The 12,079-nt window shown below is 36.5% G+C and carries 9 protein-coding genes and 1 other annotated feature; of the genes, 7 read left to right on the top strand and 2 right to left on the bottom strand.

The window, feature by feature from the left end:
* Nucleotides 1–162: 162 nt before the first annotated feature.
* Nucleotides 163–1,170 carry a SadB/YajI family lipoprotein gene (locus FI644_RS04870; protein WP_056682674.1) on the top strand — a complete coding sequence of 336 codons (1,008 nt, stop codon included), beginning with the start codon at nucleotides 163–165 and terminating at the stop codon, nucleotides 1,168–1,170.
* Between the two features lie 813 nt (nucleotides 1,171–1,983).
* Nucleotides 1,984–3,906: a ribosomal protection-like ABC-F family protein gene (gene abc-f, locus FI644_RS04865; RefSeq protein WP_142108112.1), complete on the top strand. Its 1,923-nt coding sequence runs from the start codon at nucleotides 1,984–1,986 to the stop codon at nucleotides 3,904–3,906.
* An 83-nt stretch (nucleotides 3,907–3,989) separates the two neighbouring features.
* Here abc-f and FI644_RS04860 read toward each other — a convergent pair whose 3' ends face one another.
* Nucleotides 3,990–5,036: an SDR family oxidoreductase gene (locus tag FI644_RS04860; protein ID WP_142108111.1), complete on the bottom strand. Its 1,047-nt coding sequence runs from the start codon at nucleotides 5,034–5,036 to the stop codon at nucleotides 3,990–3,992.
* Nucleotides 5,037–5,547: 511 nt separating this feature from the next.
* On the opposite strand from FI644_RS04860, the gene FI644_RS04855 reads away from it, so the two are divergent.
* The 5 genes from FI644_RS04855 to FI644_RS04835 all read left to right on the top strand — a co-directional run bounded on the left by FI644_RS04855 (nucleotide 5,548) and on the right by FI644_RS04835 (nucleotide 11,322).
* Entirely contained in the window at nucleotides 5,548–6,795 is a 1,248-nt protein-coding gene (locus FI644_RS04855; protein WP_056682682.1) for an MFS transporter, read from the top strand.
* Nucleotides 6,796–6,942: 147 nt separating this feature from the next.
* Nucleotides 6,943–7,216, top strand: a binding site (T-box leader).
* Between the two features lie 79 nt (nucleotides 7,217–7,295).
* Complete coding sequence (locus tag FI644_RS04850; protein ID WP_142108110.1) at nucleotides 7,296–8,153, top strand: SAM hydrolase/SAM-dependent halogenase family protein; 858 nt, start codon at nucleotides 7,296–7,298, stop codon at nucleotides 8,151–8,153.
* A 29-nt stretch (nucleotides 8,154–8,182) separates the two neighbouring features.
* Entirely contained in the window at nucleotides 8,183–8,740 is a 558-nt protein-coding gene (locus FI644_RS04845; protein ID WP_142108109.1) for an ECF-type riboflavin transporter substrate-binding protein, read from the top strand.
* A 45-nt stretch (nucleotides 8,741–8,785) separates the two neighbouring features.
* Nucleotides 8,786–10,498, top strand: coding sequence for an ABC transporter ATP-binding protein (locus FI644_RS04840; protein ID WP_056682686.1), 1,713 nt, complete (start codon nucleotides 8,786–8,788; stop codon nucleotides 10,496–10,498).
* Nucleotides 10,489–11,322 (top strand): energy-coupling factor transporter transmembrane component T family protein, encoded by an 834-nt coding sequence (locus FI644_RS04835; RefSeq protein ID WP_142108108.1) that lies wholly within the window; start codon nucleotides 10,489–10,491, stop codon nucleotides 11,320–11,322. The genes FI644_RS04840 and FI644_RS04835 overlap by 10 nt, the downstream gene beginning before the upstream one ends.
* A gap of 31 nt (nucleotides 11,323–11,353) precedes the next feature.
* On the opposite strand, the gene FI644_RS04830 is transcribed toward FI644_RS04835, so the two are convergent.
* Nucleotides 11,354–11,965 (bottom strand): TetR/AcrR family transcriptional regulator, encoded by a 612-nt coding sequence (locus tag FI644_RS04830; protein ID WP_142108107.1) that lies wholly within the window; start codon nucleotides 11,963–11,965, stop codon nucleotides 11,354–11,356.
* Nucleotides 11,966–12,079 lie beyond the last annotated feature (114 nt).

Below are 12,079 nucleotides of genomic sequence, written 5' to 3'. Positions count from 1 at the left end.
ATAGAGAAATGTCCATTAAAATTATCTGTTAATTCATAATGTTCAATAAAGATGTGTTAATATGTATATATAAATCTATTGTGGACGATTAAATGCTTTTGATATTTAAATTTTTGATGCTTTTTTCCTGTTTTTTCGTCCAATTGTAAAGGGGAGTGGAAAGTGAAGAGGATTTTACTTTGCATAGTTTTTTTGATAGTTACCGCAATGCTAGCTGGTTGTACCAATCAGACAAATGCAGACGAGGCAAATGAAATAATTAAATTAAAAAGGCAAATTGAACAATTATCAATTGAAAATAAAGCTTTGCAAAATACGGTGGAGGAACAAAGAAAAGCTCTTGAGGCAACATCGAATAATGGGTACGCTACTATTCTTGCAAAAGACATTGAAAATTATCCGCGTTCGCTATATAAGGAAATCACTCTTGATATTGATATGGATGGAGAGGATGAACTAATTGAACTATATGTAAACGCAGAGAAAATGGAGAATGGTGTGTTTGCATGGGATGATGGACAGACATGGTTGTTGGTCGTAAATGACGGTGAAAAAACCTATCCTCTTTATGATGGTTTTGTTCAATTAGGTTCCATCGACTTTAGTACGGCAACTTTTGATGGAAAACCAGGCATTGTGATGATAGAGATGTGGCATTCTGATAAATCCGTTCATAAACTTATATACGATCATGAAGCAAAGGGATTCATTAAAGAAACATTGTATAAAAAAGAGAATCTATTTCAGCAGTACAATCAGCCTGCTTCCTACGCATTTTTCAGTGATGCTTACATATTAATGAAACAAGCTTTTACGAATAAAGCGGTGCAAGCTTTAGAAGCTAGTGAGAACAATCTACAGGAAATCCATGATCGAGCTGCAATATTTGACCCAATCCTTGTTGATCTTGGAAATGCACAGCGATTGTTTGAAACTGCAAGTGAATTGAATCCAGAGCTAAGTGTCTCTTTAGATAGTGCACTTAATACACTTAACCAAATGGTTATAAATCAGCCTACGGCAGAACAAATGAACCAGCTAAGGTATATTTATGAAATGTTTTTAGAATATGAAATTGACCATTTGATCATTGAAGAGGAGAATCAAATTCACCCAGAAATTAAAAAGAAGCTTCAAAGAATGAATAACATATTTAATGGAAAAAAGTAATCATTTCAGTAATACATCCTCTCATAGATTAAATGATTGATTCTCTTTTAATCGTATGAGAAACAGGAAACAGTTATTTACATATAAACAAAAAAGTGGGATAATAAAGAAAATTCGGAAGGGGGAAAGTAAGTTTATGGAACCAACTAATTGCTAATTTTAATTTATTTATTAAATTAATACAGATTTTATAGTGAGTGATAATTACCTAGCTGAGTTAGGTTTATTTGTTATGCTCTTTATGGAATCACGGCAATTTAGAAGGTACTTACTTTTCTACTATCGAGATGATAATTTATACTGCCAGTGTTCGATTTAGCTGGCGCAAGTTAGATGCATAAGATTGTGCTTTATTTGCGCATGAATGTATGCAGAATTTCTTTGCGTAAATTATTTTCTATGAATATTAGACTGTAAGAAGAATAATCTTCTTATGGTCTTTTTTATTTAGGCTCTGTTATTTTTCATTGTTGATTTTCGTGTATGTATGAAAATTTATTAGCGGAGAATTTCCCGCAAATATACAGAGAGGAAGCTTAAGAAGCAGATATAAGCGGAGATATTCCGATTAACTGCTCAAGTTAAGACAAGATCCAAAGATTTGGATACTATAAACGGAAAAACTTCCTTTATTTTTAAGGAAATATGGTTATTTCCTAATTTAAACGGAATTTTTCCATTTATTTCTCAAACACAGTAAAATCAACATTCAATTATAACAGAGCTTTTATTTTGAAAATAAATAGTACAGTGCTCTTCTTTAGCTTATCCATAAAGATATAACTTACATTATGGATGAAAGAAGGAAAAAGTATGTTGGAACTGAAATTAAATGGTGTGAAAAAGTTTATTGAAGCCACCCTTGTAGTAAAAAATATAACCTTCGAAGCTTATGAAGGAGAAAGGGTTGGAATCATAGGGGCAAACGGGTGCGGAAAGAGTACGGTTCTTAAATTAATTGCAGGAATAGAGCCGATGAATTACTACCCAGGTTACCCTCAAACCTCCAGCCCTGGATATGATGAAGGTTTGATTCATTTGCCAAGAGGAGCAACGAGTACTTATCTTGATCAAATGCCTAATTTTCCAAAAGGCTTAAAAGTGATCGATGTATTAAACCTAGCCTTTGAGGATATTGACCAAATTGAGATGCAAATGCGTGAATTAGAAGAGCAAATGAAGATTTTGAAAGATGAAGCGTTGGAAAAAAACTTAAAGAAATACAGTGACCTTGTTCAATTATTTGAAGTCAAAGGCGGATATGAACGGGAAGAAAAAGTAAGCAAGGTTTGTACAGGTCTTCATTTTGATGAGATCTTTTTAAATAAGGATTATGCTTTATTAAGCGGAGGGGAAAAAACGACAGTTGCCCTTGGAAAGCTCCTGATTCATAATCCGGATATTTTGCTGCTGGATGAACCTACAAATCATTTGGATATGGAATCCGTTGAATGGCTTGAAGGCTATCTAAAAGGCTACAAGGGAATTATCTTAATCGTTTCCCATGATCGATATTTTTTAGATAATGTAGTTACAAAAATTGTAGAAATCGAAGATATGGAGTCAATATGCTATAAGGGCAATTATTCCTCATTTGTAAATCAAAAAGAAGAAAATATGCGGATTCAATATGAACATTTTAGAGAGCAGCAAAAAAAGATTAATAACATGGAAAAGACCGTTATGAGCTTGAGAGACTGGGCAATGAGGGCTGATAACAATAAGTTTTTTCGCAGAGCTGCCAGTATCCAAAAGAAGCTGGATAAGATGGAGCGAATTGAAAAGCCTCTATTTGAAAAGCGCAATATGAAACTGGACCTGAATGCTGCTGTTCGGTCAGGAAATGAAACGATTAAGGCAATCGGACTGACTAAATGCTATAAAGAAAAAATGCTTTTTAAGGAAGCAGATTTACTCATTACCTTTGGTGAAAGAGTGTGCCTTATCGGTCCGAATGGCAGCGGGAAAACGACCTTCCTGAAGATGCTTCTAGGTGAAGAACAGCCAGATGATGGGGTCATTGAACTAGGGGCAAATGTGATGAGTGCTTATTTGCCTCAGAAGATCGTTTTTAATAATGAAGAGCATACGGTGTTAGAAACCTTTAGGGAGGATATTTCAATTGTCGAAGGCAAAGCACGTGAATATCTTTCTAAGTTTATGTTTTATAAAAGCAGTGTCTTCAAAAAAGTAAAACATTTATCAGGTGGAGAGAGAATTAGACTAAAGCTGGCTATGTTGTTATTTCAAGATATAAATTTATTAATACTTGATGAGCCTACGAATCATCTTGATATCGATTCCATCGAAACCCTTGAAGAGGCACTGGGGGACTTTAACGGGACCATTTTCTTTATCTCACATGACCGATACTTTATCAATAAAATTTGTGAGCGAGTGATTGTTTTAGAGAATCACTCATTAAAAAGCTATCAGGGTAATTACGATCATTTTAAATTGGAGAAGGAGAAGGCAGGCATCTTAGAGAATAAAGCTCCTATTGTAAAAAGTGAGAAAGTGAAAAAACAAAGGAATATTTATGACAACCCTAAAAAGGATGCAGCAAAGGCCAAGGCTCTGTCAAAGATAGAAAGTCTGGAACGAGAAATAATGGAGATTGATATAGCCATGTCAGCTGATCCGATTGATTATGGACAGCTAAATAAGCTATATGAAAGGAAGCTTGAGTTAAATAAAGAACTAGAAGCCGTGATGGAAATGTGGATAAATGATTAACTAAAAATTGGTGCCTGTCCCCAACAGATTCAAGGGAACAGGCAGCTTTTTTTATGGTTATTCCTTTTTTGTATTGAACCTTCTCAAATTTCCCCCTTTTTACTTTCTTGTAGACATAGCTCAAGCAGCACCTGCTCTTTCGTAAGTGAGATCCCTGCTCTTCGTTCCATGCTATCCCTTACTTTCTCCGATTGATAAATATCGTAAATCGTATCCTCAAGAGGACGAAAGGCAAGACCAGAATTAACAGCTTTATCAATATTGAAAGAAAAAGTTCCTTTCCACGGTTTTGCTTGACCTTCTAGTGGGGAGCACTCAGGGATCCATAGCGGCATCTCTGTCCACGGCTGTACTTTGTGCTTCAATAAAAATGTCTCTTCTGCCCATACGAATTGGGCATTGCTATTTGAAACGACTTTACAAGTGTTCAATAGCTCTTCTATCGTCAATATATTTTTAGGGCCAGTAACATTGAATGTTCCTGCCTTTCTCTTTTCCGCCATAGTAAGCACCCATGACGCAATATCTTTAATATCAATCAATTGAACAGGGCGGGATGAGCGTCCAGGCACCAATATGTTTCCGCCTTTAGCAACACGCTGAACCCAGTATGGAAGACGATCCGTATAATCAAAAGGTCCGACTAGAAGACCTGCCCTAACATGTAACACACTGCCAGGCCAATGTTTTTCTGCTTCTGCTTCACATAATGCTTTCAGCTCTCCGTAATATTCGTAAGGGGAGAGTTTACCTGCTTCAACATCAGCTAATTTATCCTCGGGCAGCATGGATAGTAACGGATAGTCTTCCGCAATATTAAGTGGAATCCAATCTTTATAGACAGAGATGCTTGAAATAAATGTATAATGCTCAATATTATCTCCCAGCACATCTGCAACCTTTTTTATTTGGTGAGGAGCAAATCCGCATGTATCTATTAACACATCCCATTTTCTGCTTTCCAGCGATGCTATATCTATATTTCTATCACCAATTAACTGTTCAACCTCAGGGAATATTTCTTTATTCGTGCCGCGGTTAAATAAGGTAACTTCATGCCCTCTTGCTAAAGCTTCTTCAACTAAAGCTCTTCCTAAAAAACGAGTGCCTCCTAATATAAGAACTTTCATCTATTCTCCTCCACCCAAGTTTTATATAAAGTAAATTCTTTAATCATTTATAAAACGATTTTCCTTTGCAAAAAGATATGTGGAGTGAAATAATTTTATCCCTTTATATTAGAAAAATTAGTGATACTAAAATTTTCTAGGGGGGCAGATAAAAAATTTGTGTGAAATATTTAAAAAATATTTGTATCAAAGAGGCACTTTTGTTATGATTAAATCACTTATAAATGAAATGGAGGTTTTCCTTTTGACAGCATCAATGAGATTAAGATTCCCACTTATCATTCGTTAATTTAATACGCTTGATAGCTCTGCCTATGTTCAGAGCAACGGGATTGGTCTGTTTATTTTTAAGGAAACCTATATTTAACGGTTATTTAAAAAAGAGGGGATGAGTCTGCCCTCTTTTTTTGTTGTCTTTAAAAAGCTATTGTCATAATTAGAGCGGTACAATCTTATGGATGTAGGTGAAGCATTTATAAAAAAAATTTTATAGGAAATGGGTTGTTAATCAATGAAAACAAAAAGTAATCAAACTAAGGAGAATTGGCTAAGGAATATTGTTCTCTTTTTAACTAGCCAAACGATCTCACTTTTTGGGTCATCTTTAGTTCAATACGCCATTATGTGGTATATCACTTTAGAGACTGAATCTGGTATGATGATGACGCTGTATATTATTTGCGGTTTTATACCAACGTTTCTTTTATCCCCAGTTGCTGGGGTTTGGGCAGATCGATATAATCGAAAAATGCTGATTATGTTAGCGGATGGTCTTATTGCATTGTCAACATTAATTCTTGCTATTCTCTTTTTAATGGGATATGACGCAATTTGGCTGCTTTTTGTAATGGCGGCAATTCGTGCCCTTGGAACAGGAATTCAAACGCCTGCCGTTGGTGCCATTTTACCGCAAATTGTTCCAAAGGATAAACTAACAAAGGTGAACGGAGCAAATGGCAGTATTCAAGCCGTTATCATGTTCGTATCTCCGATGGTGAGTGCAGCCTTATTAGGAATGGCCTCAATTGAAATTATATTTTTTATTGATGTCATAACTGCAGCCATCGCAATTGTCACACTGCTTGCCTTTTTAAAAATCTCTGTGCATGAGAAAGCAGCAGAGAAACAAACAACGAGTTACTTCAGTGACTTTAAACAAGGGTTACAATATGTAAATAAGCATGATTTTCTGAAGAAATTCTTCTTATTCTTTGCTGTCTTTTTTGTACTGATGGCACCTGCAGCCTTTCTTACACCATTGCAGGTGACACGAAGCTTTGGCGATGACGTCTGGCGATTGACTGCAATCGAAATTGCCTTCTCCATTGGTATGATGGTTGGTGGAGGTATTATTGCTTCCTGGGGAGGGTTCCCGAATAAAGTGAAAACTATGGGGTTTGCTAGTGTCATAATGGGAGCCTGTACATTTGCACTTGGCATTGTTCCTGGTTTTTGGATTTATTTAATTTTCATGGCACTATTCGGAGTTGCCATGCCTATTTTTAATACGCCAGCAACAGTGCTGCTGCAGGAGAAAATAGAAGAAGATTATTTAGGCAGAGTTTTTGGGGTAATGGGGATGATCTCAACCTCAATGATGCCGCTTGGCATGCTCATATTTGGTCCAATCGCTGACTTTGTTAAAATTGAATGGCTGCTAATAGGAACGGGAGTATTCATGATCGTACTAGCGATTCTTTTAGGCCGAAGCAAAATATTATTGGAAGCGGGCAAGCCTTCACCGCAATCACAGGAGTAAATTAAAAAGACGTCTCTACTTATAAGTAGGGACGTTTTAAATTTTAATTCCTTTAAAGTGTATTTTTAAAATTCCTTGCACAATTTAAATGTATCAATTATAATCAAAAATAATAAATTTTAAATTATTGAATTATTATGAAAATAATTAAAAACGATGAAGAGAAAAAGTAGGATTAAGCTATTTTACACAGAGAGCTTCGGTAGCTGAAAAGAAGCAAAAATACTTATCTGAACAATGGCCTCTGAGTTTCGTGCTGAAAGTATTTAAAGATACGAGTAGGTTCCGACGAGATTTGGTACTCGTTATCCATACCACAGTATTTAGGGAGAATTGATACACCCGTGTACTTGTTAAGGCTGTTTTGTGTGAGCAAACAGTAAAGTAAGGTGGTACCACGTGAATAAACCACGTCCTTATCCAGTTGGATATTGACGTGGTTTTTTTGTTTTTCTAAAAAAATGTTTAGTTTTAAAAGAAAAATGATTGGAGGAGCTAACATGAATAATTTTTTAGTATTGCAATCGGATTTTGGTATGGGGGATGGTGCGGTAAGTGCCATGTATGGTGTTGCGCTGTCTGTGAATCCTTCCGTTCGGGTTTTTGACCTTACCCATGATATTCCTCAATACAATATTTGGGAGGGAGCGTATCGCTTATACCAAACAATTTCATATTGGCCAGAAGGTACGGTATTCGTATCTGTTGTCGACCCAGGTGTAGGGTCTGAGCGAAGAAGCATTGTTGTAAAAACATCAACAAATCATTACATCACAACACCTGACAATGGAACACTAACGCAGATTAAGAAGCACATTGGCATAGTTGAAGCAAGAATCATTGATGAGAAAGTGAATCGTCTGCCGAAATCTGGGGAGTCTTATACATTCCATGGCCGTGATGTGTATGCATTTACTGGTGCCAGACTTACATCAGGGGTCATTCCTTTTGAACAAGTGGGTCCCGAGATTGACGTTGATTCTATTATTGAGCTGCCGGTGACTGATGCAAGCCTGAATAAGAGGAAAATTATAGGAAACATTGATATTCTTGATATTCGATTCGGTAATCTGTGGACCAATATTGACCGCGAATTGTTTAAGCAACTGGAAATTGAATACGGTGATTCTTTCGAAGTAAAGATCGAGAATGAAACACGTCAGGTGTATAAAAATATTATGACATTTGGAAGATCATTCGCGGATAGTCATTTAGGTGAACCATTGCTTTATGTAAATTCACTGGATAAAATTGGCGTTGCACTGAATCAAGGATCTTTTGCAAAGGCTTATCATGTCCAATCAGGTGCAAACTGGAAAATATTTATACAAAAAGTTCCGAATATTGCATATAATTAAATACAAATTTGTAAAAGGGGATGTTTAGCTTGAAAGGAAATCAATTATCTATTAAAACAATTGTGGCAATTGGAATTGGAGCAGCTGTATTCATTATTTTAGCGAAATTTGCCGCTGTGCCTTCACCAGTTCCAAATACCTCGATTCAAACATCTTATGCATTTTTAGCTTTAATGGCTGTTGTCTTTGGTCCAATTGCTGGCGGGTTAATTGGCTTAATCGGTCATGCACTCAATGATGCGATTTCATATGGATCCGTTTGGTGGAGCTGGGTGGCTGTATCAATGATTGTAGGACTATTAATTGGTCTGGCGGCAAAGAAATTGGATATTGAATCAGGAATTTTTAATACAAAAAAAATCATTACTTTTAACATTGTTCAGGTTATTGCTCAAGGTTTCGGTTGGTTTTTAGTCGCACCGGCATTGGATATTTTAATCTATGCAGAGCCAGCAAACAAAGTTTTTCTGCAAGGACTTTTTGCCGGCTTGTCGAACATGGTAACAGTCGGTGTGATTGGAACATTATTATTATTGGGATATGCTAAAACACGCAGTCGAAGCAATAGCTTGCATAGAGAGTTATAGATTCATTATTTGCTAATCCTAAAAAAGTGTGGCTAGGAGAAAAAAATGAAAAAGAGAGTCATTGAATTTAACAACTATAGTTTTAAGTATCATAGTCAGGCAGCGCCAACCCTTCATGATATTAATATTACTATTTTCGAAGGTGAAAAGGTATTAATTGTAGGACCTTCTGGCTCGGGGAAAAGCACGATTGGTCATTGTATCAACGGGCTTGTCCCCTTTTCTTATAAAGGTGAAGCGACTGGAAGCCTTAAGATTATGGGAAAAGATGCGCATAGTTTAGATATCTTTTCTCGGTCGAAAATAGTGGGGACTGTTTTGCAAGATCCTGATGGACAATTTATTGGACTAACAGTAGGAGAGGATATTGCCTTTTCCTTGGAAAATGACAGTACGGAACAAGGGATCATGAAGAATCTAGTAGAGGAGACGGTAAAAACGGTAGAAATGGATGAGTATCTATCATCCTCTATTCATCATCTTTCAGGGGGACAAAAACAAAGAGTATCACTCGCAGGAGTGATGGTGGATAAGGTTGAGATCATATTATTTGACGAACCTCTTGCAAACCTTGATCCTGCCACTGGTCAATATGCGATAGAATTAATTGATCGAATTCATAAAGAAACGAATACGACAGTCGTTATTATTGAGCATCGCTTAGAGGATGTACTGCATCGACATGTGGACCGTATTATTGTTGTTGATGATGGCCGTATCGTTGCTGATATGTGTCCAGATAAGCTTTTATCTAGTGTAATCCTAGAATCTAGCCATATTCGTGAGCCATTATATGTTAGAGCGGCTAAATATGCAGGATGTGATGTGATAGAGGAAATGAAGCCTTCACAACTGCACTCATTTTCCATAGAAAGCTGCAAAGATAAACTTTTAGATTGGTTTGAGAAAGCCAATGAAGCGGTGCCAAAAGAAATAAAATTACCTATCCTTCAATTGAAGGATATATCTTTTCGTTATGCTCCCGGTCATGAAACAATCAAGGGAATATCGTTGTCTGTAGAGAAAGGGGAAATGGTAAGTATTGTTGGCAAAAATGGGGCGGGAAAGTCAACCCTATCAAAGATCATATGCGGATTTGAAAAGCCTCGCTCAGGTAGTATCCTTTTTAAAGAACAAGACATAACTGGTGATACGATTAAGGAACGATCTTTTCGGATAGGAATGGTCATGCAAAACCCGAACCATATGATTTCGAAGCATCTCGTTTTTGATGAGGTTGCATTAGGTCTTATTATTCGAGGTGTCCCTGAGAATGAGGCGAAGAAGCAAGTGGAGAAAGTGCTTAAAATTTGTGGGCTTTATCCATTCCGAAATTGGCCTATATCGGCATTAAGCTTTGGGCAAAAGAAACGTGTGACCATTGCATCCATATTAGTATTGGAGCCTGAGGTTATGATTTTGGACGAGCCGACAGCTGGACAAGATCTACGGCATTATACGGAAATGATGGACTTTTTGGCAGAATTAAATCGCCAGGGAATGACGATTCTACTAATCACGCATGATATGCATTTGATGCTTGAATATACAACACGGGCGATCGTAATGAACAAGGGGAGAATCATAGCTGATGATCCGCCATCAATGATTTTGACTGATTCAGAGATTACGCGTCAGGCGAATTTAAAGGAAACCTCTCTATTGGTTCTAGCGAAACGTGTGGGGATAAAAGAGCCAAAGGAATTTGTTGAGCATTTTATTGCATATGATCGGGAGGTTAGAAGACAATGGCAGTAGAAATGCTATCGTATATTGACCGAAAAACTCTTATCCATCAGCTAACCGGAGTAACAAAGCTCATTTGCTTTATTGTATGGTCGTCTGCTGCAATGCTGACGTATGATACTCGTATTCTTGCCTTTCTTTTTATTTTTAGTATTGTCATTTTTATTGTTTCAAAAATAAAGGTATCTGAAGTTTCATTCGTTCTTATATTTATTCTGGTTTTCTTGTTCATCAATAATCTGGCTATTTATCTATTCTCTCCTCAAGAGGGAGTGAAAATCTATGGCAGCAGTCATGTTTTAATTGAGATAGCTGGAAGATATGATGTCACAATCGAACAAATTTTTTACCAATGCAATGTAACGTTAAAATATTTCGCCGTTATCCCAATAGCATTACTCTTCATTGTTACGACTCACCCAAGTGAATTTGCGGCTTCATTGAACAAAATTGGTGTGAGCTATCGAATCTCTTATGCTGTTGCTTTGGCACTTCGTTATATACCTGATGTTCAACGGGATTTTCGAACCATTGCTCTTTCGCAGCAAGCTCGGGGGATTGATATGTCCAAAAAAGAAAAATTGCCAATCCGCATAAAAAATGCTGCCTCCATAATATTTCCGCTTATTTTATCTAGTCTTGATAAGATTGAGACAATAAGTAATGCAATGGAACTTCGCGGTTTTGGAAAAAGTAACAAAAGGACCTGGTATAGTGCGCGCCCCTTTCAGAGAGGAGATTATGTAACACTATTTGTATTTGGAGTAATCTTTGTGACTGCAATGGTAGTTACCTTTCATGACGGAAACCGTTTTTATAATCCTTTTGAATCGTAATTGTTTTAGAAAGCATGATATGAAACCAAAGTTAAGGGAGAATTCTCGTCTCCCTGTTTCCTATAAACGACACTGCTGGATAGTAATTTAATATTTTTACAAGCTGCTTTGCCATATAGTCTGGGTCCGGTTCAAGTCCGTTCTTTATCCAGTCCATAATCAGACCTAGAATTCCATTGGCATAAAAGGATGTATAAAGATTATTATCCAAGTTAGAATCATTGGGTGTTAATAGAATAATGTCCTTTTTGAAAAATTTCGCGATGGATTGTAAGAACGATTCCTCAAATCCAGGTATTGATTTGAATTTTTCCCAAAGCTTGTAGAAATCTTTATTTTCCATAATGTAGTCAAATATAATAATGTCTGAATGGGATAGAGTGTTCATATGAATAAGTGTTTTTCTTTTGTAGGGATATTTAAATGTTTCTATAAGCTCCCTCGTTCTGTCAGAGATTATTTCTTCTGCCAATTCTTCTTTAAAATTATAATGCCGGTAGAAGGTTGCCCGATTATAATCTGCCTGATTCACAATGTCCGTCACGGTAATTTGGTCATAGCTTTTTATTTCCATTAATTTGATAAAAGCTTGCTTGAGCTGTGCCTTTGTTCTGCGTACTCGTCTATCGATATTTTTATCCATAATTGTCTGCTGCTCCTATTATTTTTTATATACACATTTATGATATCTGTTGTTTATCTATACAATTAATAGAATTTTACTGATTGATTGATTTGACCTTAGAACATTATAGTA

It is taken from the genome of Cytobacillus solani (assembly GCF_006704205.1).
In the GTDB taxonomy this organism is placed as follows: domain Bacteria; phylum Bacillota; class Bacilli; order Bacillales; family Cytobacillaceae; genus Cytobacillus; species Cytobacillus solani.
Note: the sequence above shows the minus strand (reverse complement) of the source record. Positions and strands in the feature narration are given on the sequence as shown.

Bases quoted from the DNA above. Each gene is read 5' to 3' on its own strand.
- FI644_RS04860 (WP_142108111.1), bottom strand. From the start codon at position 5,036: ATGAAAGTTCTTATATTAGGAGGCACTCGTTTTTTAGGAAGAGCTTTA.
- FI644_RS04840 (WP_056682686.1), top strand. From the start codon at position 8,786: ATGAAAAAGAGAGTCATTGAATTTAACAACTATAGTTTTAAGTATCAT.
- FI644_RS04830 (WP_142108107.1), bottom strand. From the start codon at position 11,965: ATGGATAAAAATATCGATAGACGAGTACGCAGAACAAAGGCACAGCTC.
- FI644_RS04835 (WP_142108108.1), top strand. From the start codon at position 10,489: ATGGCAGTAGAAATGCTATCGTATATTGACCGAAAAACTCTTATCCAT.
- abc-f (WP_142108112.1), top strand. From the start codon at position 1,984: ATGTTGGAACTGAAATTAAATGGTGTGAAAAAGTTTATTGAAGCCACC.
- FI644_RS04855 (WP_056682682.1), top strand. From the start codon at position 5,548: ATGAAAACAAAAAGTAATCAAACTAAGGAGAATTGGCTAAGGAATATT.
- FI644_RS04850 (WP_142108110.1), top strand. From the start codon at position 7,296: ATGAATAATTTTTTAGTATTGCAATCGGATTTTGGTATGGGGGATGGT.